The following is a 22,859-nucleotide window of genomic DNA, read 5'->3' as shown; positions in this document are numbered from 1 at the left end:
GCAACTAAACCTGATGAGTAAAAAACATGACAACAGAAGCTCACTACACGGGAGAGGAACGTAGAAAAAGGATTTTTGCGATTGTCGGTGCCTCCTCCGGCAACCTGGTCGAATGGTTCGACTTCTACGTTTATGCCTTTTGCGCAATCTACTTCGCCCCGGCTTTTTTCCCCTCCGATGACCCGACCGTGCAGTTGCTCAACACTGCTGGCGTGTTTGCGGCAGGCTTTTTGATGCGTCCCATCGGTGGCTGGCTGTTTGGCCGGGTTGCCGACAAGCACGGGCGCAAGAACTCGATGATGATTGCGGTACTGATGATGTGCGCCGGCTCGCTGGTGATCACCTTCATGCCGACCTATGACACGATCGGTGCTTGGGCTCCGGCTTTGTTGCTGGTGGCCCGACTCTTTCAGGGCTTGTCAGTGGGCGGGGAGTACGGCACCACCGCCACTTACATGAGTGAAGTGGCGCCCAAGGGCGAGCGCGGTTTTTTCGCCTCCTTCCAGTACGTGACCCTGATCGGCGGGCAACTGCTGGCAGTGTTGGTGGTGGTCGTGCTTCAGCAACTGCTGTCAGAAGACGAACTGCGGGCCTGGGGCTGGCGCATTCCGTTCTTCATTGGCGCCGTGGCGGCGCTGATTTCGCTATTGCTGCGTCGTACCCTTAAAGAAACCACGAGCGAGGAGTCGCGCAAGAACAAGGACGCCGGGAGCGTTGGCGCTTTGTTTCGTGATCACAAAGCGGCATTTATTACCGTGCTGGGCTACACCGCCGGTGGCTCGCTGATTTTCTACACCTTCACCACTTATATGCAGAAATTCCTGGTGAACACAGCCGGCATGCAAGTCAAAACTGCCAGCTACATCATGACCGGCGCGCTGTTCTTTTATATGTGCATGCAGCCGCTGTTTGGCATGCTGGCCGACAGAATCGGTCGGCGTAACTCGATGTTGTGGTTCGGTGCGCTGGGTACCTTGTGCACGGTACCGATTTTGCTGACATTGAAAACCATCACAAGTCCATTTCTGGCCTTTGTGCTGATTACCCTGGCCCTGGCTATCGTCAGTTTTTACACATCCATCAGCGGGTTGGTGAAAGCCGAAATGTTCCCTCCGCACATCCGCGCGCTGGGTGTCGGTATGGCCTATGCCGTGGCCAACGCCCTGTTTGGCGGTACGGCCGAGGTGCTGGCTTTCGCGCTGAAAGCCAAAGGTATGGAAAACACCTTCTACTGGTATGTGACAGTCATGATGGCTATCGCCTTCCTGTTCAGCTTGCGTCTGCCGAGGCAGCCCAAGTATCTGCACCACGATCTGTGATGTACCGCGCGCGTCCATAACCGGCGCGCGCCTTCAAAGGAAGGCTTATGAGTGACCGAAGGAGCAATCAACTGTTCGATGCCTACTTCACGGCCAAGTCCATGGGTGAGGTGTTTTCAGATCATGGCCGGGTGCAGGCCATGCTCGACTTTGAAGCGGCGCTGGCCCGGGCGCAGGCGCGGGTTGGCCTGATCCCCCAGGCAGCCGTTGCGCCGATTGACCGGGCGTGTCGCGCTGAACTGTATGACTTTGCGGCGTTGGGCCAGGCGATCGCCAGCGCCGGCAACTCGGCAATTCCATTGGTCAAGGCGCTGGGCAAACAGATTGCCAGCGCCGCACCTGAGGCCGAGCGTTATGTGCATCTGGGTGCCACCAGCCAGGATGTGATGGACAGTGGCCTGGTGCTGCAATTGCGCTCAGCCCTGGGCTTGATTGAGCAGGATCTGGCGCAATTGGGAGCCGTGCTTGCGCAACAGGCTTTGCGCTATGCGACCACGCCTCTGGCGGGGCGAACCTGGTTGCAGCAGGCGACTCCGGTCACCCTCGGTATGAAAATCGCTGGCTGGCTGGGTGCGGTTACTCGCAGCCGTCAGCGCCTCAAGGAATTAAAGCCGCGCTTACTGTGCCTGCAATTTGGCGGTGCTTCGGGAACCCTGGCCGCCTTGGGCGATCAGGCGATGCCGGTGGCGCAGGCGTTGGCCGAGGAACTGGGGCTGAGCCTGCCGGATCAGCCGTGGCACACCCAGCGTGATCGGCTGGTGGAGTTTGGCGCGGTGCTGGGGTTGATTGCCGGCAGCCTGGGTAAGGTGGGGCGTGATCTCAGCTTGCTGATGCAGACCGAAGCAGGGGAGGTGTTTGAGCCCGCGGCACCGGGCAAGGGCGGCTCTTCGACCATGCCGCACAAGCGCAACCCCGTGGGCTCGGCGGTGTTGATCAGCGCCGCCACCCGGGTTCCGGGCTTGCTGAGTACCTTGTTCAGCGCCATGCCCCAGGAGCACGAACGTAGCCTGGGCTTGTGGCACGCCGAATGGGAAACCCTGCCCGAGATTTGCTGTTTGGTCTCGGGGGCACTGGTGCAGGCGTTGAATATTGCCCAGGGACTGGAAGTGGATGCCGAACGCATGCTGCACAACCTTGATTTGACCCATGGGCTGGTGCTGGCCGAAGCGGTCAGTATCGTGCTGGCACAGAGGGTAGGGCGTGAAACCGCGCACCATCTGCTGGAGCAATGCTGCAAGCGTGCGGTGGCCGAGCAGCGTCATCTGCGCTCAGTGCTGGACGACGAGCCGCAAATAAGCGCGCAGTTGAGCGCACAAGATCTGGATCGCTTGCTTGATCCGGCCAATTACCTCGGCCAGGCGGTGACATGGGTGGAGCGTGCCCGGGCTGAACATTTTGCATTGACGCCATAAAAGGAGAAGTTCGTGGGACCTATACAAGAAGGTGAACTGAACTACCGGCTTGACGGCCCGCAAGGCGCGCCGGTGCTGGTTCTATCTAACTCGCTGGGCACCGACCTGGGGATGTGGGACGCGCAAATCCCGGCGTTTACCGAGCATTTTCAGGTGCTGCGTTATGACACCCGTGGTCATGGCCAGTCACTGGTCAGCGAGGGCCCCTACAGTATTGAACAGCTGGGGCGTGACGTACTGGCGCTGCTGGATGCGCTGCATATCGAGCGTGCGCACTTTTGCGGGCTGTCGATGGGCGGGTTGATTGGTCAGTGGCTGGGCATCCATGCCGGCGAGCGCCTGAACAAGCTGGTGGTGTGCAACACCGCGGCCAAAATAGGCGAGCCGTCGGTGTGGAACCCGCGAATCGAAATGGTACTGCGCGACGGTCCTGAGGCGATGGCCGGTCTGCGCGATGCCTCGATTGCCCGCTGGTTCACCGCCGATTACGCCCAGGCACATCCCGAGCAGGTCAAGCGCATCACCGACATGCTGGCTGCGACCTCGCCCCAAGGCTACGCCGCCAACTGTGCAGCGGTTCGCGATGCTGATTTTCGTGATCAACTGGCGGCCATCAAGGTGCCTACCCTGGTTATTGCCGGTACCGAGGACGCAGTAACGCCGCCTTCCGGCAGTCACTTTATTCAAGAACAGGTAGCGGGCGCCCAGTACGCCGAGTTCCATGCCGCGCACCTGTCCAACGTGCAGGCGGGTGATGCCTTCAGCCAAAGAGTGCTGGCCTTCCTGTCAGCCGTTTAAGGAGCTGTTTTGTGGACGAGAAACAACGTTACGACGCAGGTCTGAGCGTACGCCGTGAAGTGCTGGGTGATGCCCATGTCGATCGCAGCCTCAATGCCCTGACCGAGTTCAATAGCGAATTTCAGGAAATGATCACCCGCCACGCCTGGGGTGATATCTGGACCCGCCCCGGCCTGACGCGTCACACCCGTAGCCTGATCACTATTGCGATGCTGATCGGCATGAACCGCAGCGAAGAGCTCAAATTGCATTTGCGTGCGGCGGCCAGTAACGGCGTCACCCGTGCAGAGATCAAGGAAGTGCTGATGCAGAGCGCTATCTATTGCGGTATCCCGGCGGCCAATGCCACCTTCCATCTGGCGGAGTCAGTGTGGGACGAGCTGGGAGTCGAATCGCGGGAATAGCAGCGCCTTCCTGCATTTCTGCAGGAGCGAGCTTGCTCGCGAGCTTTTAACAGCTCGCGAGCAAGCTCGTTCCTACAGGGGCAGCACTACTCAGAAACAACAAACCCGCCAATTGGCGGGTTTGTTGTTTAACCAGAGTGCATCAGGCCTTCGGTGGCTGATCCGAAACAGGCCGGTTTTGCCCGGTTTGTTCGAACCAGCCGCCACCCAGAGCCTTGTACAGCGTGACTTCACTGGTCAGCTGTGACAGGCGGTCGGTGATCAACGATTGCTGCGCGCTGAACAATGAACGCTGGGCATCGAGGAAGGTCAGGTTGCTGTCGATGCCAATCCGGTAGCGACGCTCAGCCAACCGGTAGTAATCCTGGTTGGCGTTCACGAAGTCGGTTTGTGCCTGCAACTGCTGGTTGTAGGTCTGACGTGCTGCCAGGCCGTCAGAGACTTCCTGGAAGGCCGTCTGGATGGTTTTTTCGTACTGTGAAACGGTGATTTCTTTCTGGATTTTCGAGTAGTCCAGGCTGGCGCGCAAAGCCCCTGCGTTAAAGATCGGCAGGTTGATTTGCGGCGAGAACAACCAGGTACCCGAACCGCCTTTGAACAGGCCCGACAGATCCGGACTCAAGGTCCCGGCATTGGCCGTGAGGCTGATGCTCGGGAAGAACGCTGCACGCGCCGCGCCGATGTTGGCGTTGGCGGCCAACAGCTTGTGCTCGGCCTCGAGGATGTCCGGGCGACGTTGCAGCAGGTCGGATGGCAGGCCGGCCGGTACTTCGCTCAACAGATCAGCTGCCAGTGGCTGGCTGGCCGGCAAGTTGTCCGGGATGGTGGTGCCGAGCAGCAGCGCGAGGCTGTTCTGATCCTGAGCGACCTGGCGGGTGTAGCGCGCCAGTTGCACCCGGGCATTCTCGACCGAGGTGCGCGACTGACTGACATCCAGTGCCGAGGCAACCCCTACTTCATTGCTGCGCAGGGTGAGCTTGTAGCTCTGATCGAACGCCTTGAGGGTGTCTTCGGTCAGCTTCAGCAGCTCTTTGTCAGCCTGCCAGGTCAGGTAGGCATTGGCGACACTGGCCACCAGACTGATCTGGGTGGTGCGTCGGGCTTCTTCGGTTGCAAAGTAGTTCTGCAACGCCTGGTCGCTCAGGCTGCGTATCCGGCCGAACAGGTCCAGCTCGTACGCGCTGACCCCGAGGGTCGCCGAATACTGGCTGGTGATACCGGCTTCGCCGGTTTGCGACAGGTTCGCCGGGGTCCGTTGACGGCTGCCGCTGCCATTGGCGCTAACCGCCGGAAACAGGTCGGCACGCTGGATACGGTACTGCGCGGCATACGCGTCGATGTTCAACGCAGCGACCCGAAGGTCGCGGTTGTTGACCAGGGCCGTTTGAATCAGCTGCTGCAGGGCCGGGTCATGGAAAAACTGACGCCAGCCTTGTTCTGCAGCGGCCTGGTTGGCCGCCTCGTTTGGCGAGTAGGCCGGGCCCTGCGGGTATTGCGCCGCTACCGGCGCCTCAGGGCGCTGGTAGTCCGGGATCAGCGAGCAGCCGCCCAGGGTAAATGCGGCGACAGCGAGGGCTAGAAGGGACTTGCTCATTGGCCAGCCTCGTTGTTTGGTGTTTTAGTCAGGTCCACTTTCTTCTCGGAATCTTTTTTGCTGCCAAAGGACGATACGGCGACAAAGAACAGCGGCACCCAGAACACGGCCAGTACTGTGGCGGTGATCATGCCACCGATTACGCCGGTACCAATAGCGTGCTGGCTGCCCGAGCCTGCGCCCGTGGAGATGGCCAGCGGGATCACACCCAGGACAAACGCCAGCGAGGTCATGATGATTGGCCGCAGACGCATGCGGCAGGCCTCAATGGCCGCCTCGGTCAGTGTTCGTCCCTGTTCATGCAGTTCCTTGGCAAACTCGACGATCAGAATGGCGTTTTTCGATGCCAGACCGATGGTCGTCAGCAGGCCTACCTGGAAGTACACGTCGTTGGACAACCCCCGCAGGCTGGTAGCCATAAGTGCACCGATAATCCCCAGCGGAACAACCAGCATTACCGCAATCGGGATCGACCAGCTTTCATACAGGGCTGCAAGGCACAGGAATACCATCAGCAAGGAAATTGCGTACAAGGCAGGTGCTTGCGAACCTGACAGACGTTCCTCGTAAGACAGACCTGTCCAGGAAATACCTACACCGGGCGGCAGCTTCTTGGCCAGGGCTTCGACTTCAGCCATGGCTTGACCGCTACTGTAGCCCGGGGCCGGAGCACCGAGTATTTCCATTGCTTCCACGCCGTTATAACGCGACAGCTTGGGCGGACCGTAGATCCATTCGCCCTTGGCGAAGGCCGAGAAAGGCACCATGGTTCCCTGGTCGTTGCGCACATACCACTTCTTCAGGTCTTCGGGGTTCATCCGCGAGTCAGCTTCGCCTTGCAGGAATACCTTCTTGACCCGACCGTGGTCGATGAAGTCGTTGACATAACTGGCACCCAGACCGATGGACAGGGTGTTGTTGATGTCCGAAAGACTCAGGCCCAGGGCGCGAGCGGCTTCATCGTCGATCAGCAGTTTGTATTGCGGCTCATCGTTCAAGCCGTTTGGACGCACACCGGCCAGAATCTTGCTTTGAGATGCCATGCCCAGGAACTGGTTGCGGGCCTCCATCAGCTTCTCGTGACCGATACCGGAACGGTCTTGCAGGTAAACGTCAAAACCTGTGGCGTTACCCAACTCCATTACAGCTGGCGGGGCAAAGGCGAAGACCATTGCATCGCGGTAGCTGGAGAACACTTTCTGCGCCCGTGCGGCCAGCGCAAACACGCTGTTGTCCGCATCTCGTTCGCCCCATGGTTTGAGCATGATGAACGCCAGACCAGAGCTCTGGCCACGGCCGGCAAAGTTGAAGCCGTTCACGGTAAACACCGAAGACACAGCGCCCGATTCATCGGTCAGCAGGTATTCGCGCATCCGGTCGACCACCTGCTGAGTGCGCTCTGCAGTGGTGCCCGCGGGAGTTTGAACCTGTGCAAACAATACGCCCTGGTCTTCTTCCGGGAGGAAGGAGGTAGGGATACGGGTGAACAGGAACACCATACCAACCACAATCAGGACATAAGCCAGGAAGTACGGAGCCTTGTGACGCAGAATGCTGCCGACACCTTTCTCGTAGCGTTTCACGCCACTGTCGAAAGTACGGTTGAACCAGCCGAAGAAACCGCGCTTGTTCTCGCCGTGATCTCCCTTCTGGATCGGCTTGAGCATGGTGGCGCACAGGGCCGGGGTGAAGATCAGTGCAACCAGTACCGACAGGCCCATCGCTGAAACGATGGTGATCGAGAATTGGCGATAGATCACACCGGTGGAGCCGCTGAAGAAGGCCATCGGCAGCAGTACCGCCGACAGTACCAGGGCAATACCCACCAGGGCGCCCTGGATCTGCTCCATGGATTTCTTGGTGGCTTCCTTGGGCGGTAGTCCCTCTTCGGACATTACCCGCTCAACGTTTTCAACTACCACAATCGCATCGTCCACCAGCAAGCCGATGGCCAATACCATGCCGAACATGGTCAGGGTGTTGATGCTGAAACCTGCAGCGGCCAGGATCCCGAAGGTGCCCAGCAATACAACCGGTACTGTCATCGTGGTGATGATGGTGGCACGGAAGTTCTGCAGGAACAGGAACATCACCAGGAACACCAGGGCGACAGCTTCGACCAGGGTTTCGAGAACCCCTTCGATCGATGCCGAAACCACTGGCGTGGTGTCATACGGGTAAACGACTTTCATGCCTTCCGGGAAGAAGGGTTCCAGACCGTTGATGGTTTCACGCAATGCCTTTGCCGTGTCCAGGGCGTTCGAACCCGGGGCCAGCTTGATCGCGATACCCGATGCCGGTTTGCCGTTGAATTGCGCGCTGACGCTGTAGTTTTCACCACCCAGGGCAACATCGGCGACATCGCTCAGGCGTACCTGGGAACCGTCGGTGTTGACCTTGAGCAGGATCTTCTTGAACTCATCTGCAGTTTGCAGACGGGTTTTACCGATGATGGTCGCGTTCAGCTCCTGACCTTTTACCGCAGGCAGGCCGCCCAGTTGCCCGGAGGACACCTGTACGTTCTGTGCGCTGATGGCCGATTTAACGTCCACCGGAGTCAGGTTGTACTTGTTCAGCTTGAGCGGGTCGAGCCAGATACGCATGGCGTACTGGGCACCGAACACCTGGAAGTCGCCCACACCTTCGGTACGGGAGATCGGGTCCTGCATGTTGGAAACGATGTAGTTGGACAGGTCGTCCTTGTTCATGCTGCCGTCTTCAGACACCACACCGATAACCATCAGGAAGTTTTTCACTGCCTTGGTTACACGGATACCTTGCTGCTGAACCTCTTGAGGCAGCAGGGGCGTTGCCAGGTTGAGCTTGTTCTGCACCTGAACCTGAGCGGTGTCAGGGTCGGTACCTTGCTCGAACGTGGCGGTGATGCTCATGCTGCCGTCGGAGTTGCTTTCCGAGGACACATAACGCAAGTGGTCAATACCGTTAAGCTGTTGCTCGATTACCTGAACCACGGTGTCCTGCACAGTTTGCGCCGAAGCGCCCGGGTAGGTCACAGCGATCGAGATGGCAGGCGGTGCAATGCTCGGGTACTGGTTGATCGGTAGTTTGAGGATCGATAGAGCCCCGACCAGCATGATCACCAGGGCAATTACCCAAGCGAAAATCGGACGGTCGATAAAAAATTTCGACATGGTTTACTCCCCTTTACTGCCTGCAGCTTTTTCTGTTGCCGGGGCAGATGCCGGGGTTTCGCCTTGTGGTTTTTCCATGATTTTCACTTCAGCACCAGGCTTGATGAATTGCAGCCCGTCGACGATCAGGCGATCACCAGCGTTCAGGCCTTTTTCTACCAGCCAGTTGCTGCCCACGGTGCGCGAAGCTTGCAGCACGCGCAGTTCTACCTTGTTGTCCGGTCCAACGATCAAAGCTGTCGGTTGGCCCTTGAGGTTGTGGGTCACGCCGATTTGAGGCGCGAGAATCGCATCGCTGTTGATGCCAGCTTCCAGTTGCGCGTGGACAAACATGCCCGGCAACAGAGTGTCGTCAGGGTTCGGGAACACCGCACGCAGGGTTACGGAACCGGTGGTTTCGTCAACCGATACTTCGGTGAACTCAAGGCGACCTTCTTGCTGGTACTCACTGCCGTCCGGAAGGGTCAGCTTGACCTTGGCGGCGTTATCTCCGGCCCTCTTCAAGCGGCCACTGGCCAGATCGCGGCGCAGCTCGAGCATTTCGACCGAGGATTGGGTCACGTCAACATAGATCGGGTCCAGTTGGGTGATCACTGCCAATGCGTCTGCCTGGCCACTGGTCACCAGTGCGCCCTCAGTAAACAGCGAGCGTCCGATACGGCCGGACAGCGGTGCCAAAACCTTGGTGTAGCGCAGGTTGACCTGGGCGGTATTCAAAGTTGCTTCGGCTTCGAGGCGGGCGGACTCGGCGTTGTCGTATTCCTGACGGCTTACGGCTTGTTCTGCAACCAGCTGCTTGTAGCGCTCAGCCAGGGACTTGGCCGACTGCAAAGTGGCCTTGGCGCTCAGGACGTTGCTTTCGTAGATGGCTGGATCGATCTGATACAGCTGCTGGCCGACTTTGACGTCACTGCCTTCTTTGAACAGGCGCTTGAGAATAATCCCGTTCACCTGGGGACGAACTTCTGCCGAGCGATAGGACGTAGTCCGGCCTGGCAGGTCATTGGTCAGGGTAAAAGGTTGGGTTTTCAGCGTCACGACGCCGACCTGAGGGATTTGTGGGGCAGGTGCCGCCTCTTCCTTTTTACATCCGCTGAGCAGCGAAGCTAGGGCGATGGCAGCAACCAGAGCGGTAACAGCTGGCTTGAATTGCATGAAAATCCTCGGGTCAGGCACGCGAAAGCGCACAAGAATAGTGGAAGGGTAAAGAAAGCTGTTCCGGGTGGATAAGTAGCTTGCTAAGGAATATACTTACATTCACGTCTGTTTGTAAATAGCGGCGGCGTGCCGCAGCATGCGTCACAAGGCCCTTTTCTATGTTTGAAGTAGTCCGGGATAAGGCATAACAAACGCCACCCGATGTTGGTTTGGACGAGCGGCCGCAATTGTCCAGATCCTCCTGATTGAGGTTTGTATTGCCATGGTCCGTCGTACCAAAGAAGAAGCTCAGGAAACCCGGAGCAAAATCCTCGAAGCTGCCGAGCAGGCCTTTTATGAGCGGGGTGTTGCGCGTACCACGCTGGCTGATATTGCAGCACTGGCGGGTGTAACCCGTGGCGCGATTTACTGGCATTTCAGTAACAAGGCCGACCTGGTGCAGGCCATGCTGGACAGCTTGCATGAGCCACTGGATGAACTGGCCAAAGCCAGTGAAAGTCAGGACGAACTTGATCCGCTCGGGTGCATGCGCAAGCTGCTGGTTCATTTGTTTCGCCAGGTTGCCATCGATCCTCAAACCCGGCGTATCAATGAGATTTTGTTTCATAAGTGCGAATTCACTGACGAAATGTGTGACCTGCGCCGTCAACGCCAAGTGGCGAGTGTCGACTGTAACAGTCGAATCGAGCTTGCCCTGAATAATGCCATCCATCGCGAGCAACTCCCGAAGACCCTTGATGCCCGCCGCGCGGCTATCTGTCTGCACGCCTATATCGACGGTATTCTCGGCCAATGGCTGCTGGTCCCCGATAGTTTTGAGCTGCACAAGGAAGCTGAGACCTGGGTCGACACAGGGATAGAGATGCTGAGCCTGAGCCCAAGCTTGCGCAGCCGAGAGCAAATTGGTGAAGAGTCTAGTCCGATCGAACGATAAGGCGAGGGAAGATTCAACTCTACTTTCGGTATGGCTTCGAGATGCCTTTATATACGTCTAGGGCGCGGCTTTAAAGGTAGCGAGCTATGTATTTTGTAATGCAATTGTTAAGCCCCCCGTCGATCCTGGGTCAAGTCGGCTCAGTCTGTACGTCAGTGCTGACAACCTGGGGGCTGCGGGTATTTATTTCTGCGCCTCTGTCACTCATCCCTAGAGTTCGCGCATCTGCTTCCCCTACACTCGAAGAGCGCTTGGGTCGGTGGCCGGAGCAGCCAAAATCGCAGAGCGGGCGACTGCCAGCATGTTTGTGCGCTCTGGACGAAAGCAAAGATGCTGCGACCGGGATGCAGGCGTCGTGGCCAATTCGAGGAATAACCAGTGAACAAGATCTACTCGAGTGCCGAATCCGCCTTGCAGGGGATCGTCGAAGACGGGATGACCCTGGCAGTGGGTGGTTTTGGGTTGTGCGGCATCCCGGAGGCCCTGATTGCAGCCTTGCGTGACACGGGCAAGCGTGAGTTGACGGTTATTAGTAACAATGCGGGCGTGGACGGGTTCGGACTTGGCCAACTGCTGACGACCCGTCAGATCCGCAAAATGATTTCTTCTTATGTAGGCGAGAACAAAGAGTTTGAGCGCCAATACCTGGCCGGCGAGCTTGAACTGGAGTTTACCCCCCAAGGTACTCTGGCCGAGAAGTTGCGTGCAGGCGGCGCGGGTATCCCGGCGTTTTACACCAAAACCGGTTACGGCACCCTGGTGGCAGAAGGCAAGGAAACGCGTGAGTTCGATGGCGAGTGGTTTGTCATGGAGCGTTCATTGCGTGCCGACGTAGCGCTGGTCAAAGCCTGGAAGGCCGATAAATCCGGCAACCTTTTATTCAACAAAACCGCGCGCAATTTCAACCCGCTGGCTGCAATGGCGGCCAAGGTCTGTGTGGTTGAAGTAGAAGAAATCGTCGAAACAGGTGAGATCGAACCTGATCAGGTGCATTTACCGGGGATTTACGTACAGCGTCTGGTACTTAATCCCACTCCGGAAAAACGCATCGAACAACGCACTGTGCGGAGCGCCTGAACATGGCCTGGACTCGTGAAGAAATGGCGCATCGCGCCGCCCAAGAATTGCAGGACGGTTTTTACGTCAACCTTGGTATCGGTTTGCCGACTTTGGTAGCCAACTATATACCCGAGGGCATGGATGTCTGGCTGCAAAGTGAAAACGGCCTGCTGGGCATTGGCCCGTTTCCTGGTGAAGACGAAGTGGACGCGGACCTGATCAACGCCGGCAAGCAAACCATCACCACGTTGCCTGGCAGCAGTTTTTTCAACAGCGCCGACTCGTTCGCGATGATTCGCGGCGGGCATATCAACCTGTCGATTCTGGGGGCGATGCAGGTCTCCGAAAAAGGCGACCTGGCGAACTGGATGATTCCGGGCAAGATGGTGAAAGGCATGGGCGGTGCCATGGACCTGGTCGCTGGAGTCAAACGTGTGGTGGTGCTTATGGAACACACCGCCAAGGGTGGCACGCACAAGCTGCTCAAGCAGTGCGACCTGCCGCTGACAGGGGTGGGGGTGGTTGACCGTATCATCACCGATCTGGCCGTGCTTGATGTGACCGATCAAGGGCTAAAGCTGGTTGAGCTGGCCTCAGGCGTGACGCTGGAACAGCTCAAAGAGGCGACCGGCTGCGCCATTAATGGCTAACCGGATGACTGGCGGGCGGCGGTCGCATCGCCGGCAAGCCGGCTCCCGCACTGGAGCTGTGGCGGGCTGAGGGATTGATATCCCGCCCGCTGCTTGTGGGAGCCGGCTTGGCGGCGATACAGGCGGTGCGATAGCTGTGCCAAAAACGCAAAAAGCCCCGGCTCGCAGGAGACGGGGCTTTTTGCTGCAGCGTGAATCAGCGTTCCAGATCTTTGATCTTGCCTTTCACACCATCAAACTCTTCCGCGTCCGGCAGAGCGTCTTTCTTCTCAGTGATGTTTGGCCAGATTTCAGCCAGCTCAACATTCAACTGAATGAATTCTTGCATGTCAGCGGGCACTTCATCTTCAGAGAAGATGGCTTGCGCCGGGCATTCAGGCTCACAAAGCGCGCAGTCGATGCACTCATCCGGGTGAATCACCAGGAAGTTGGGGCCTTCGTAAAAGCAGTCCACCGGACAGACTTCTACGCAGTCGGTGTACTTGCACTTGATGCAGTTGTCGGTGACGACGAAGGTCATTTCTAATTTTCTCCTCAGGCGGCGGCAGCGAATCCCTTCCAGGACGGGTTCGCCGGGCTCGGGAGTGATATCTACAGACCAGGCTAAAAGGTCAGTAGCATCCCGAACCGCGCGCGATTCTATCAGCTTGAACGCATCAGCGTTAGATGCGTGTCTTTAATGTGTAGAGCAAATCAAGTGCTTTACGTGGCGTCATGTTGTCCAGATCGAGCTTGGACAGGTCGTCCAGCACCGGATGCGGCAGGCTGGCAAACATGTCGCTTTGCTGTGGCGGTGATTTTTTACCGGGCGTCGGACGGGGTGCTTCATGGGGCAGACTGGTGGTCTCCAGACGGCTCAAGTGCTCGCGGGCCCGGGTGATGACTTCGGGCGGCACGCCGGCCAGCTGGGCTACCGCCAGGCCATAGCTCTGACTCGCCGGGCCCGGCAATACATGGTGCAGGAACACGATTCGCTCATTGTGCTCGGTTGCGCTCAAGTGCACGTTGGCCACCAGCGGCTCATTTTCGGGCAGTACGGTCAGCTCGAAATAGTGCGTGGCAAACAGGGTGTAGGCGCGCAATTGGGCGAGACGTTCTGCCGCAGCCCAGGCCAGTGACAGGCCGTCGAAAGTACTGGTGCCGCGTCCAACTTCATCCATCAGCACCAGGCTGCGCTCGGTGGCGTTATGCAGGATGTTGGCGGTTTCGCTCATTTCAACCATAAAGGTCGAACGCCCGCCCGCCAGGTCATCGCTGGAACCGATTCGGGTGAAGATCCGGTCCACCAGCGACAGCTCGCAACTGGCAGCAGGAACGAAGCTGCCTATGTGCGCCAGCAGTACGATCAATGCGGTCTGGCGCATGTAGGTCGATTTACCGCCCATGTTAGGACCGGTAATCACCAGCATGCGGGTGTTGTCATCCAGCGCCAGGTCGTTGGCCACGAACGGCGTAGTCAACACTTGCTCTACCACCGGATGGCGGCCCTGGTTGATGCGCATGCAGGGTTCGTCAACAAAGCGCGGGCAGTTCAAATCGAGGTTCAGCGCGCGTTCGGCCAGGTTGCTCAGGACATCCAGCTCAGCCAGGGCAGCGGCGGTGTCCTGCAGCGGCGGCAGCTCACCGATCAGGGTTTCGAGCAATGCTTCGTAGAGCATTTTTTCCCGGGCCAGTGCACGGCTTTTCGCCGACAGGGCTTTGTCTTCGAAAGCTTTGAGTTCCGGGGTGATAAAACGCTCGGCGCCTTTTAGCGTCTGGCGGCGGATGTAATCAGCCGGGGCTTGCTCGGCCTGCTTGCTTGGCAGCTCGATAAAGTAGCCATGTACCCGGTTGTAACCGACCTTGAGGTTGGCCAGCCCGGTTCGGGCTTTTTCCCGGGCTTCCAGATCGATCAAAAACTGTCCGGCGTTTTCGCTCAGTGATTGCAGCTCATCCAGCTCGGCGTCATAACCGGTTTTCAATACCCCGCCATCGCGGATCACCGCCGGCGGGTTGTCGTTAATTGCTTTTTCCAGCAATGCCGCCAGCTCGGGATAGGTACCGGTGCTGGTGGCCAATTGCTGCAGGTGTGGTGCTTCGAGCCCGATCATCGCGTCTTGCAGTTCGGGCAGGGCACCCAATGCATCGCGCAAGCGCGCCAGATCTCGCGGGCGCGCATTACGCAGGCCGATACGGGCCAGAATGCGCTCCAGATCGCCAATCTCTTTAAGCTGCGGCTGCAGTTTTTCGAAACGGTAGCCATCCAGCAAGCAGGTAATCGACGACTGGCGGGCCAGCAGCACAGGCAAATCGCGCAATGGGCGGTTCAGCCAGCGGGTCAGCAAACGGCTACCCATTGACGTCTGGCAGCGGTCCACCACGGACTGCAATGTATTGTCGCGACCACCGGCCAGGTTGGTGTCCAGCTCCAGGTTGCGTCGACTGGCACCGTCGAGCACCACGGTATCGTCGAGGCGTTCATGACGCAGGCTGCGTAAATGGGGCAGGGCGGTACGCTGGGTTTCCTTGGCGTAACTGAGCAAGCAACCGGCAGCGCCAATGGCCAGGGTCAGGTTCTCGCAACCGAAGCCTTTAAGGTCCTGGGTTGAAAACTGTTGGCACAGACTTTTCAGCGCCGAGTCGCGCTCAAAGTCCCAGGGTGCACGGCGTCGAACGCCACGGCGTTTTTCCGCAGGCAGGCCTTGGGGCCAATCGTCCGGGATCATCAATTCAACCGGGTTGATGCGCTCCAGCTCGGCCAGCAGGTTTTCCCAGCCTTTGATTTCCAGTACCGAGAAATTGCCACTGGTGATGTCCAGTACCGCCAGACCAAACAAGCGTTCGTCGCCCAGCACCGCTGCAATCAGGTTGTCACGACGCTCATCAAGCAGCGCCTCATCGCTGACCGTACCCGGGGTGATGATGCGCACCACCTGGCGGTCAACCGGGCCCTTGCTGGTCGCCGGATCGCCGACCTGTTCACAAATCACCACCGACTCGCCAAGTTTTACCAGCTTGGCCAGATACCCTTCGGCGGCATGGTAAGGAATCCCGCACATCGGAATCGCCTGTCCGGCCGACTGCCCGCGCGCCGTGAGGGTGATGTCCAGCAACTTGGCGGCTTTCTTCGCGTCTTCATAGAAGATCTCGTAGAAGTCGCCCATGCGATAGAACATCAACTGATCAGGGTGCTGGTTTTTCAGGCGCCAGTACTGCTGCATCATCGGTGTGTGGCTGGAGAGGTCGGAGCTGTTTTTACTCATGAGAGGCTTAGGCGGATTCGTTTTGAAAGTGGGGAAAGGCAGGCGCGCAGCCTGAGATTTTCATAATGGTCGCAAGGTTAACATGTCAGCTACCCGCATCTACAGGGGGACTCCGGGCTGCTATTAATAGAAGAAATTGCGTTTGCCATCTGCAAACAGCGCCAGCACTATTCCCGTCATGTCTAAACGAACTGTTTCAACTGTCCTCAACGAACTGCTGGTTCGTCACCGGATCAGCGCCATGGCGCTGCACCGCAGTACCGGTGTGCCGCAGTCCACGCTGTCGAGAATTTTGAGCGGCAAGATTGCCGATCCCTCTGATCGGCACATCTCCAGAATTGCCGAATACTTCCGCATCAGTACGGATCGGCTGCGGGGTCGGGACGATAGTCATCTGCTTGTCCCGAGCGAGCACCAGCACCCGGAGTTGCATGATATCTGTCTGTGGGATGACGACACCCCGGTGGCGGATGACGAAGTCTCCATTGCGTTCCTGCGTCAGGTGGAGCTGGCAGCCGGGACGGGGCGCTTTGCCATTGAAGAGAGCGAGCGTGCCCGGCTGCGTTTTGGCAAGCGCAGCCTGCGCCACAATGGCGTGGAGTTTGACCAGGCAAAGTGCGTGACAGTGCGCGGCGACAGCATGCTCCCGGTGTTGCGCGATGGGGCAACGGTTGGCGTCAATGCAGGCAAGCGCATGCTCGATGAGGTCGTCGACGGTGATCTGTATGCGATCAATCACAACGGTGAGCTGCGGGTAAAGCAGCTCTATCGTCTGGCAGACGGGATTCGTTTGCGCAGCTTCAACCGGGATGAATACCCGGATGAAGACTATGCCTACAACGATCTGGAGGATGAACAACTGGTGATCCTCGGACATGTGTTCTGGTGGGGGATGTACGCTCGCTAGCGCTAATTTCAAAAAAAAGCCCACATGAACGTGGGCTTTTTTTTGTCTTTTTAAAGACCAATCCTACGGTCTGCGCCCTCTTTGTTGGCTTGTACAGGTGCGCTGAAAAATATATGCACTGATGCATTGACTGTATATCCATACATGCATAGTCTTTGCTTCATGGTAGTTTTCAAGTGCAGGGAGGCGACGTAACCGATAGCGCCCGCTTTCAGTCCAGGCCAGAAACTGGCGCTTATCAATTAAGGAATCAGGAGTGATGACATGCTGAATGAACCGCAACTACTGCTGGAGATGCCGGTTTTGCTGGTCATTCTTCTCGCCCTGGTGGGTGGCATTTTTGGTGAAATGTGGCGAGCCGACAAAGACGGCGCCAGCGGATGGTTGCTGGTGCGGCGCCTGGCCCTGCGTTCGGGGGCCTGCATGGTGTGCGGTGTCTCGACTTTCATGCTGCTGTACGCGGCAGGGATGTCTATCCTGGCGGCCGGTGCTTTTGGTTGCCTGACTGCTTTGGCCGGAGCGGATGCAGCCATCAGTCTGTACCAGCGCTGGGCGGCCAAGCGGCTTGGGGTCGATGGCTCTGCCGATTCTCGGATTGAACCGTAAGAGCGGTAGCTTTTTCCTGTGGGATGTCTGTCATGACAGTGGAGCCGTCTTGCAACACCCGGCTGCTCGTGTAGGTTATGGCGCTTACTGACCCCATCGGGAGAGAACCATGGACCCAATATCTCGACTCGCAGCTGAACTTGGGCACCAGTTACAAACTCTGAACGCTCAAGTAACGACCGCCGAGTCCTGCACCGGGGGGGGCATTGCAGAAGCCATCACCCGAATTGCCGGCAGTTCCGCCTGGTTTGAGGCGGGTTTTGTAACCTACTCCAATCAGCAAAAGACCCGGCAGCTGAATGTCCCGCAACCTTTGTTTACCCAGGTAGGCGCAGTCAGTCGCGAGGTCGTCGAGGCGATGGTGCGTGGCGCGCAGGTGCAAAGTGCTGCGCGGTTTGCCGTAGCGGTAAGTGGTGTTGCCGGGCCGGGCGGCGGTTCGCTGGACAAGCCGGTTGGTACTGTCTGGCTGGCGTGGGGGGTTGGCAATGAGGTTTCGGCCGAGCGCAGGCACTTTGCCGGGAATCGCGATGAAGTGCGTCGGCAAACGGTGATTGCCGCTCTGGAAGGGCTAATACGCCGAACGGTACGAGAAATAAAAAATCAGGGGTAGGCGATCGTTTATCGCTGTGGAATAATACTGGCTACTTATACAGTTATCGGCCGTCAGGCCTTATTGATTACGAGAGGACTTTAATGGACGACAACAAGAAGAAAGCCTTGGCTGCGGCCTTGGGTCAGATCGAACGTCAATTCGGCAAGGGCGCCGTGATGCTCATGGGCGATCAGGAACGCCAGGCAGTTCCGGCGATCTCTACCGGTTCGCTGGGTCTGGACATCGCACTGGGCATTGGCGGTCTGCCTAAAGGTCGTATTGTTGAAATCTACGGTCCTGAGTCTTCGGGTAAAACCACGCTCACCCTGTCGGTGATTGCCCAGGCGCAAAAAGCCGGTGCAACTTGCGCCTTCGTTGATGCCGAGCACGCTCTTGATCCTGAATACGCAGCCAAGCTGGGTGTGAACGTTGATGACCTGCTGGTCTCCCAGCCGGACACCGGTGAGCAGGCTCTGGAAATCACCGACATGCTGGTGCGTTCCAATGCAGTAGACGTGATCATTATCGACTCCGTTGCTGCACTGACGCCCAAAGCTGAAATTGAAGGCGACATGGGTGACATGCACGTCGGCCTGCAAGCCCGTCTGATGTCGCAAGCGCTGCGTAAAATCACCGGTAACATCAAGAACGCAAACTGCCTGGTGATCTTCATCAACCAGATCCGGATGAAAATCGGCGTGATGTTCGGTAGCCCGGAAACCACCACGGGTGGTAACGCGCTGAAGTTCTACGCTTCGGTTCGTCTGGATATCCGCCGCACCGGCGCGGTGAAAGAAGGCGACGTGGTTGTCGGTAGCGAAACCCGTGTCAAAGTGGTCAAGAACAAGGTTGCCCCGCCATTCCGTCAGGCTGAGTTCCAGATTCTTTACGGCAAGGGCATCTACCTCAATGGCGAGATGATCGACCTGGGCGTTTTGCACGGCTTCGTCGAGAAAGCGGGCGCCTGGTACAGCTATAACGGCAGCAAGATCGGCCAGGGCAAGGCCAACTCCGCCAAGTTCCTGGACGACAATCCTGATATCAAGGACACCCTTGAGAAGCAGCTGCGTGAAAAACTGCTGGGTCCAAAGACCGATAGTGAGCTTGCAGAAATAAAGAGCATGCCAAAGATGAGCAAGGCTGCCAAAGAAGCTGCAGCGCTGGCTGAAGCCGAAGAAATGGAAAACGCTACCGACAGCGATAACTGATAGACACCATGACGGCTGTTCTGGATAACCTCGTCGCGGTACGACGAACTGCAATGGACCTGCTCGCGCGACGTGAGCACGGTCGAGTCGAGCTGACGCGCAAGCTGCGTCAGCGAGGCGCTTGCCCCGACATGATCGATATCGCCCTTGACCGTTTAACGGAAGAGGGGCTGTTATCGGAGTCGCGTTACCTCGAAAGTTATATTTCCTACCGTGCCGGTTCTGGTTATGGCCCTTTGCGTATTCGCGAAGAGCTTAACCAGCGTGGCTTGCCCCGTGGGGATGTCGAGGAAGCATTGCGCGAATGCGGCTTCAACTGGCAAGAAAAGCTGGAAGATACCTGGCGGCGCAAGTTTTCCGGGCAGATGCCGGACGATGCAAAAGAGCGTGCTCGCCAGGGGCGCTTTTTGAGTTACCGGGGTTATCCGCTTGAAATGATCGGCCGTCTGCTAAGTGGCCGAGAGTTCGATGACTGATAGCACTCAGTGTTGCTCTGTCATATAGCCTTCTGCTGCATTCCGGGCACAAGGGTGCTACTTGTCGGCGCGAACTTGTTGCAGGAGCGAGTTTGCTCTGCGAGCTGATCCTGAGTTGAAACACTGGGATCAGCTCGCAGAGCAAACTCTGTTCCTGCAGGACGTTTGAAGTGTTTGACGAACGCTTACCTTTTACCGAGTTACTGACTCACTCAGTACTGGCCCGGGTCCATTATCTACTTCAGCCCAGTTCTGCGGCAGGTTGATAAAATCGATCAACTCTCGCAGTCGCCCTTGATTACGGCCACTAAATGCAAAGCTCAGGCAGGTGAGGTGGCTGAACTTGGGGTCTTCATGTTCAAAGCCTTCATAGCCCTGTTGCACGTAACTGCCGCTCAGGCAGATATCGGCAAATGTCTGCTGTATATGTTGCAGAGCCGAAATGCTCACGGGGCGCTTCATGCGTATCACAAAGTCTTTGGTCAACCAGCGGCTTGAATGGAAGTTGCTGTAGAACTCGACCCTTTGAGGCTAAACCCAATGGATACAGGGGTTTCAGCCGATGACCGTCAACCACCACTCCCCAAGTGGGACAAACCTGTTACAAACTGCGCTCGCCAAGCCGTACCACTATCGCCGGTCTGGTCGCTATTACCTTCGCCTTCGCCCTCAAGGAACCGTTAAGGGCTTCTTCACGCTGTCACTTAGGACTACCGACAAGGCCACCGCAATGACCATCTCCGACGACATTCTTTCGACTCTCAAGGCTTACCACTTGGACAACCCTGAGGCGTCATGGGACGAACTCCGTGAGCGCTTGATTGAGTTCGCTGAGTACAACCTGACGATGGCACACGGTGACAGCTCACTGGTCGCTTACGAGATGATCAACGATGAGCATCACTTGGCGTTGCGTAAGGCATCCGCAAAGTTGCCCCTGAGCATCAATCAGCAACGGGCAGTGAGTAAGGCACTTGAGATCCTTGAGGCTTCACAGGAGCGTATGCGCGGACGGTCGGGGAAACTGGTCGAGATCGTGAAGGACCTCAATGGTGAACCTTGTGGCACGTCTGAAGCTCTCTTTCTCTCCCAATCTGTAAATGCTTCTCCGGGTTTCACTTTCAGGTCCCTCGCTGAGCTATACATGGAGGAACGCAAAGACAGCATTCAGGTCAGCACCATGCGAGACGTTAAGTCATCGTGTGAGGCTATCGGTGTGATCCTTGGCGACTTGGACATGAAGAGCCACACACGGGAGGACATGAAGGGCCTGAGGGACAAGCTCCTTGAGGACCGTAAACCATCGACGGTAAAGAAGCTGCTGACCCGGCTATCAACGGTCATGGATTGGGCTGTGAACAACGGCTATCTGGACAAGAGTTTCGACAAGGGTCTGAAGCCAACTAAGGGCGCTGACAGCTCTCGTGAGGCGCTCTCTCAGGATCAGGTAAAGACCCTGATGACCCACGCTAATTCACTACCAGTGGACGCATGGCAGCGCTGGGCATTGTCCCTTGGGGTGATCACAGGTACCCGTATCGAGGAACTGAGGCAACTGACCAAGGCTGACGTTAAGCAGGTCGGGGACGTGTGGGTCATCGACATCAATAGGAACGATGGCAAGACAGCCAAGACCAAGAATGCTCTGCGTGTCGTACCGTTGACTGACGGTGCCTACGGGTTTGACCTTAAGGCGTTCCTTGAGTTTGTCAGGAAGGCCGACTCTCGGCTGTTCACCTTGGGAGCTGGTCAGTTCTCGAACGTGCTTAATGGGGCGCTACGGGATGTCTTGAGCTTGAAAGCTGATCGGACCCAGACCTTCCACTCGTTGCGTCACTCTCTGGCCGGTGCCCTGAAGGCCGCTGAGGTGCCTGTGGGGACCGCTGAGTCCATCTTGGGGCACGCCTCGGGGTCGATCAGTTATGACCTGTACGGGGCTGGGAGTGCGGTTGAGGTAAAACGAATGGCCGAAGCTCTGATTGAGGCATTATCAGAAGGCTGATTCGAGGGTCGCTGGCGTTCGATCTGTACGGAGGCAATGCGAGCGCCTCAATGGTGCTTATGGTGTGCGGGCTTCAGGAGATTCGCTGGGTATGTGGTAGCCTTCAGCCATTACGGGTTGAAAGGAATCCATTGCAAATGGGCCTAATGAGTTTTTTTAAGAGGCGGAGCGAGCCAGCGCCGAAGGTTTACCCTGTGAGTAGTCCAGCGGTGACAGACCTTGTAGCTGATGTGTGCTCGGCGCTCAAGGCGCAGTACCAGTTACTCTGCGGTGGTGAAGATAGAGGAAATCCTCCATTAGTTCACTGGACCAACGACGGAAAACCGATTATTGATCTTTGGCTGATGGGCTATATAAGTGGTTTTTATGATGCAGCCAGTCAAAGTCGAGGCTGTCCATTCGAGCTTAATGCGCTGGAGCTTATTTTTTGCGTGTTCTATGGTGAAGAAGATGCAAGCGCGGCGGTGGCGCAATATCACGTAGTGCGCATGGCACTTAAGTCAGATTCGGAAGCGGCGAAGCTCTTCGGCTTTGATGAGTTCGAGGAAGGTATGCTTTCTGGAGGTAACGAGCTATTCGAGTGGCTGAGCAAAAAAATTCAGTGTCCGCTAAAAGTTTACAAACGGTATAGCGGGATGGCTTAGATTTAGTTTGTGCTCTGAGCGCTATTCCTTATCGGTACCACGGTCCGAAGCGATTTGGAGCTGGGTGAAGCAGCAGGTGAGTCCGTCGATCAGCGAACTGCGTCTTACAGGGCGGAGTGGTCGGAGACAGCGTAGCCAGTTGTAGCGTGTGGCTTAACTAACAAGTTGGCAGCACGTTCGACGAAGATTTAAAAACCCTCACCTATAGAGGGATAGGCTAAATCAGCGTTGCTTTCCTTTCAAGATGCCGCAAGGTCACCCAAAGGTGGCCCTCTGCGGGCAAGGCGTGCACGTCCAGTGACCAACGCTACCTCTTTCAGGTAGCCCAATATCCAAGACGCCATGACCACCAAGCGCAGCCTTAACGGGATCTGCGGGGCCAGCATCAGGTCCACTGTAGCGATTCTGTCTGTTCACTTCGTGTGAGTAGACCCTTGATAGGTTTGGGCCTCCTATCTCTGATCGCACAGTACAGGGGCCTTTTAACTTAAAGAATTATAAGAGCTTAAAGAGGACTTAAAGTTAGTATTCTTTATAGATTAAACTAATAAGAAATAATACTTGAAGAGAATGTTTGAACGAGCCCCATGAAAGACAGGACACCGTTCCCCCCTTAAGATAAGGGATAGGCAAACGGGTATGTTTATGACTAACAGCAACGATAAGGGTGGCGAGCTGCTCGGCCAGGAACGCCGACGCCGC

20 protein-coding genes and 1 pseudogene are annotated in these 22,859 nt (G+C 57.1%); 14 read left to right on the top strand and 7 right to left on the bottom strand.

Annotated features, from left to right (window positions below; all coding sequences use genetic code 11):
- Positions 1–26: 26 nt before the first annotated feature.
- Genes EQV90_RS20955 through pcaC form a run of 4 tightly spaced genes read left to right on the top strand, consistent with a single transcriptional unit; the run spans position 27 to position 3,933 of the window.
- Positions 27–1,319 (top strand): MFS family transporter, encoded by a 1,293-nt coding sequence (locus EQV90_RS20955; protein ID WP_003443087.1) that lies wholly within the window; start codon positions 27–29, stop codon positions 1,317–1,319.
- Positions 1,320–1,366: 47 nt separating this feature from the next.
- Positions 1,367–2,731, top strand: a complete 1,365-nt coding sequence (locus EQV90_RS20950; RefSeq protein WP_010655681.1) for a 3-carboxy-cis,cis-muconate cycloisomerase — start codon at positions 1,367–1,369, stop codon at positions 2,729–2,731.
- Positions 2,732–2,743: 12 nt separating this feature from the next.
- Positions 2,744–3,529 (top strand): 3-oxoadipate enol-lactonase, encoded by a 786-nt coding sequence (gene pcaD, locus EQV90_RS20945; RefSeq protein WP_240878627.1) that lies wholly within the window; start codon positions 2,744–2,746, stop codon positions 3,527–3,529.
- Between the two features lie 11 nt (positions 3,530–3,540).
- Positions 3,541–3,933, top strand: a complete 393-nt coding sequence (pcaC, locus tag EQV90_RS20940; RefSeq protein ID WP_003443064.1) for a 4-carboxymuconolactone decarboxylase — start codon at positions 3,541–3,543, stop codon at positions 3,931–3,933.
- 142 nt (positions 3,934–4,075) lie between these two features.
- Here pcaC and adeC read toward each other — a convergent pair whose 3' ends face one another.
- From adeC to EQV90_RS20925, 3 genes are read right to left on the bottom strand one after another with little or no spacing between them, the layout of a single operon-like run.
- A complete protein-coding gene (gene adeC, locus EQV90_RS20935) occupies positions 4,076–5,527 on the bottom strand; it encodes an AdeC/AdeK/OprM family multidrug efflux complex outer membrane factor (protein WP_003443061.1) in 1,452 nt (483 codons plus the stop codon).
- Positions 5,524–8,679 carry an efflux RND transporter permease subunit gene (locus tag EQV90_RS20930; RefSeq protein ID WP_003443058.1) on the bottom strand — a complete coding sequence of 1,052 codons (3,156 nt, stop codon included), beginning with the start codon at positions 8,677–8,679 and terminating at the stop codon, positions 5,524–5,526. Before EQV90_RS20930 ends, adeC begins: the two co-directional genes overlap by 4 nt.
- 3 nt (positions 8,680–8,682) lie before the next feature.
- Positions 8,683–9,834 carry an efflux RND transporter periplasmic adaptor subunit gene (locus EQV90_RS20925; RefSeq protein WP_003443055.1) on the bottom strand — a complete coding sequence of 384 codons (1,152 nt, stop codon included), beginning with the start codon at positions 9,832–9,834 and terminating at the stop codon, positions 8,683–8,685.
- 265 nt (positions 9,835–10,099) lie between these two features.
- Here EQV90_RS20925 and EQV90_RS20920 point away from each other — a divergent pair, with 265 nt between their 5' ends.
- From EQV90_RS20920 to EQV90_RS20910, 3 genes are all read left to right on the top strand, one after another.
- Complete coding sequence (locus EQV90_RS20920; protein WP_003443052.1) at positions 10,100–10,771, top strand: TetR family transcriptional regulator; 672 nt, start codon at positions 10,100–10,102, stop codon at positions 10,769–10,771.
- A 378-nt stretch (positions 10,772–11,149) separates the two neighbouring features.
- Positions 11,150–11,848 (top strand): CoA transferase subunit A, encoded by a 699-nt coding sequence (locus EQV90_RS20915; protein ID WP_003443050.1) that lies wholly within the window; start codon positions 11,150–11,152, stop codon positions 11,846–11,848.
- A 2-nt stretch (positions 11,849–11,850) separates the two neighbouring features.
- Positions 11,851–12,480 (top strand): CoA transferase subunit B, encoded by a 630-nt coding sequence (locus EQV90_RS20910; protein WP_003443048.1) that lies wholly within the window; start codon positions 11,851–11,853, stop codon positions 12,478–12,480.
- A 196-nt stretch (positions 12,481–12,676) separates the two neighbouring features.
- Here the strand turns inward: EQV90_RS20910 and fdxA are convergent, their stop codons facing one another.
- Entirely contained in the window at positions 12,677–13,000 is a 324-nt protein-coding gene (gene fdxA, locus EQV90_RS20905) for a ferredoxin FdxA (protein WP_003443045.1), read from the bottom strand.
- A 142-nt stretch (positions 13,001–13,142) separates the two neighbouring features.
- Positions 13,143–15,722, bottom strand: a complete 2,580-nt coding sequence (gene mutS / locus EQV90_RS20900; protein WP_010655682.1) for a DNA mismatch repair protein MutS — start codon at positions 15,720–15,722, stop codon at positions 13,143–13,145.
- Positions 15,723–15,900: 178 nt separating this feature from the next.
- Between mutS and EQV90_RS20895 the strand changes: the two genes are divergently transcribed.
- From EQV90_RS20895 to recX, 5 genes are all read left to right on the top strand, one after another.
- Positions 15,901–16,629: an XRE family transcriptional regulator gene (locus EQV90_RS20895; RefSeq protein WP_240878626.1), complete on the top strand. Its 729-nt coding sequence runs from the start codon at positions 15,901–15,903 to the stop codon at positions 16,627–16,629.
- A gap of 264 nt (positions 16,630–16,893) precedes the next feature.
- A complete protein-coding gene (locus EQV90_RS20890) occupies positions 16,894–17,235 on the top strand; it encodes a phage holin family protein (RefSeq protein WP_003443035.1) in 342 nt (113 codons plus the stop codon).
- A 109-nt stretch (positions 17,236–17,344) separates the two neighbouring features.
- Positions 17,345–17,845, top strand: a complete 501-nt coding sequence (locus EQV90_RS20885; protein ID WP_003443032.1) for a CinA family protein — start codon at positions 17,345–17,347, stop codon at positions 17,843–17,845.
- A gap of 83 nt (positions 17,846–17,928) precedes the next feature.
- Positions 17,929–19,035 (top strand): recombinase RecA, encoded by a 1,107-nt coding sequence (recA, locus tag EQV90_RS20880; protein ID WP_003443029.1) that lies wholly within the window; start codon positions 17,929–17,931, stop codon positions 19,033–19,035.
- Positions 19,036–19,043: 8 nt separating this feature from the next.
- The gene (gene recX, locus EQV90_RS20875; RefSeq protein ID WP_003443026.1) at positions 19,044–19,511 is read left to right on the top strand and encodes a recombination regulator RecX; all 468 of its coding nucleotides are present in this window, start codon (positions 19,044–19,046) and stop codon (positions 19,509–19,511) included.
- Positions 19,512–19,703: 192 nt separating this feature from the next.
- On the opposite strand, the pseudogene EQV90_RS20870 reads toward recX, so the two are convergent.
- Positions 19,704–20,030: pseudogene (locus EQV90_RS20870) on the bottom strand (cytochrome D ubiquinol oxidase subunit II); the annotation flags it as partial.
- A gap of 43 nt (positions 20,031–20,073) precedes the next feature.
- Here EQV90_RS20870 and EQV90_RS20865 point away from each other — a divergent pair.
- Both EQV90_RS20865 and EQV90_RS20860 read left to right on the top strand, forming a co-directional pair.
- Positions 20,074–21,513, top strand: a complete 1,440-nt coding sequence (locus tag EQV90_RS20865; protein WP_240878625.1) for a tyrosine-type recombinase/integrase — start codon at positions 20,074–20,076, stop codon at positions 21,511–21,513.
- A gap of 194 nt (positions 21,514–21,707) precedes the next feature.
- Positions 21,708–22,157: a hypothetical protein gene (locus tag EQV90_RS20860; RefSeq protein ID WP_131672185.1), complete on the top strand. Its 450-nt coding sequence runs from the start codon at positions 21,708–21,710 to the stop codon at positions 22,155–22,157.
- A gap of 522 nt (positions 22,158–22,679) precedes the next feature.
- On the opposite strand, the gene EQV90_RS20855 is transcribed toward EQV90_RS20860, so the two are convergent.
- Positions 22,680–22,859: hypothetical protein (locus EQV90_RS20855; RefSeq protein WP_240878624.1), on the bottom strand; the 180-nt coding region annotated here is incomplete at its 5' end.

The organism is Pseudomonas sp. TMW22089, assembly GCF_022496645.1.
Classification (GTDB): domain Bacteria; phylum Pseudomonadota; class Gammaproteobacteria; order Pseudomonadales; family Pseudomonadaceae; genus Aquipseudomonas; species Aquipseudomonas paraversuta.
This window is presented reverse-complemented; position numbering and strand designations above follow the sequence as displayed.

Bases quoted from the DNA above. Each gene is read 5' to 3' on its own strand.
- EQV90_RS20955 (WP_003443087.1), top strand. From the start codon at position 27: ATGACAACAGAAGCTCACTACACGGGAGAGGAACGTAGAAAAAGGATT.
- EQV90_RS20950 (WP_010655681.1), top strand. From the start codon at position 1,367: ATGAGTGACCGAAGGAGCAATCAACTGTTCGATGCCTACTTCACGGCC.
- adeC (WP_003443061.1), bottom strand. From the start codon at position 5,527: ATGAGCAAGTCCCTTCTAGCCCTCGCTGTCGCCGCATTTACCCTGGGC.
- EQV90_RS20930 (WP_003443058.1), bottom strand. From the start codon at position 8,679: ATGTCGAAATTTTTTATCGACCGTCCGATTTTCGCTTGGGTAATTGCC.
- EQV90_RS20925 (WP_003443055.1), bottom strand. From the start codon at position 9,834: ATGCAATTCAAGCCAGCTGTTACCGCTCTGGTTGCTGCCATCGCCCTA.
- EQV90_RS20920 (WP_003443052.1), top strand. From the start codon at position 10,100: ATGGTCCGTCGTACCAAAGAAGAAGCTCAGGAAACCCGGAGCAAAATC.
- EQV90_RS20910 (WP_003443048.1), top strand. From the start codon at position 11,851: ATGGCCTGGACTCGTGAAGAAATGGCGCATCGCGCCGCCCAAGAATTG.
- fdxA (WP_003443045.1), bottom strand. From the start codon at position 13,000: ATGACCTTCGTCGTCACCGACAACTGCATCAAGTGCAAGTACACCGAC.
- mutS (WP_010655682.1), bottom strand. From the start codon at position 15,722: ATGAGTAAAAACAGCTCCGACCTCTCCAGCCACACACCGATGATGCAG.
- EQV90_RS20895 (WP_240878626.1), top strand. From the start codon at position 15,901: ATGTCTAAACGAACTGTTTCAACTGTCCTCAACGAACTGCTGGTTCGT.
- EQV90_RS20890 (WP_003443035.1), top strand. From the start codon at position 16,894: ATGCTGAATGAACCGCAACTACTGCTGGAGATGCCGGTTTTGCTGGTC.
- EQV90_RS20885 (WP_003443032.1), top strand. From the start codon at position 17,345: ATGGACCCAATATCTCGACTCGCAGCTGAACTTGGGCACCAGTTACAA.
- recA (WP_003443029.1), top strand. From the start codon at position 17,929: ATGGACGACAACAAGAAGAAAGCCTTGGCTGCGGCCTTGGGTCAGATC.
- recX (WP_003443026.1), top strand. From the start codon at position 19,044: ATGACGGCTGTTCTGGATAACCTCGTCGCGGTACGACGAACTGCAATG.
- EQV90_RS20865 (WP_240878625.1), top strand. From the start codon at position 20,074: ATGACCGTCAACCACCACTCCCCAAGTGGGACAAACCTGTTACAAACT.